Genomic DNA, 607 nt, shown 5'->3' on the forward strand with positions numbered 1-607 from the left:
CGGTGGCGGAACAGCACGCTGGCGCGGTGATGAGCAGCGCCACCCCCAGCGCCACCGAGATGACATGCGTCACCTGCGCCGAAGGGCTGCCCGCCCAGTGCAGCACCCCGATCGTGGCCAGCGTAGCCGGTACGCTGCCCATGGCCAGACGCCCCACCACCGGCCACGCCACCGACTGGCTGCGGCCATGCACCAGCGTGCCCACCACCTTGGTTATGGCGGCATAGAGCAGGTCGGTGCCAACGGCGGCCTGCGGGTGAACCCGGAACAGCAGGATGAGCAGCGGCGTCATGAGCGAGCCGCCGCCCACGCCGGTCATGCCCACCAGAAAACCGACACCAAGGCCGGAGAGGGCATAGAGCAGGTTGAACGATTCAGGCAGATGCATGGTGTCCGGGTTTCATGGCTTGACGGGCTGGCGCGTGGCCGCCGCCTGCTTTGTCCGTTACGGGATGTGGAATGTCAGTATAATGCAGTATGAACGTGGTGTTATGGGAGCGTGCGCACTTCATTAAGTGGAATTGGAAGCCAGCACAAGCCCGGCCGTTAATAGCAGAGCAAACCCCACGCCGGAGCGGGGCATGGGCCGCATGGCGCGGCGACGGCC

Annotated in this window: 1 protein-coding gene; it reads right to left on the reverse strand. The window is 65.7% G+C overall.

The window, feature by feature from the left end; translation table 11 throughout:
- The coding region (locus JCM25156_RS19755) for a sulfite exporter TauE/SafE family protein (RefSeq protein WP_025814512.1) at positions 1-388 on the reverse strand (388 nt) is incomplete at its 3' end.
- Positions 389-607: the final 219 nt, after the last annotated feature.

The sequence above is a fragment of the Komagataeibacter kakiaceti JCM 25156 genome (genome assembly GCF_000613305.1).